Source organism: Salinimicrobium oceani (assembly GCF_012037645.1).
This window is the reverse complement of the sequence record NZ_JAAVJR010001389.1, coordinates 1-317: the sequence shown is the minus strand read 5'-3', so window position 1 is coordinate 317 and position 317 is coordinate 1. Positions and strand designations below refer to the sequence as shown.

Annotated in this window: 1 pseudogene; it reads right to left on the bottom strand. The window is 45.7% G+C overall.

Annotation, left to right across the window (positions count from 1 at the left end):
- Nucleotides 1-317: pseudogene (locus HC175_RS22330) on the bottom strand (universal stress protein); the annotation flags it as partial.

The window sequence follows — 317 nt, the reverse complement described above, 5'->3', positions numbered from 1 at the left end:
AGAGGTAGTGGTATTGCCAAAAATATCCTGTTCTACAGATTTCGCGGCCATTCCCATAACGACCAGTGAAGCATTACTTTTCACGACAAGGTTTTCCAGCTTATCTTCGATTTCTGAAAGAAAATCTGTTTCAATCGCTACTTCCACGCCGTAACGATCCCTAAGTTTTTCTGCCCGCTGTTTTAGCAACCGCCGGTTGCTTTCCTCCAGCCTGGAGATCCCTGTGGCCGAAAGCAGAGAATTAGCGGTATGAAGTGGAAGACTAAAGGAATTGAATAAAACAAGCTTCAGTCCTGTCTTTTGTGCCAAGGCACCGG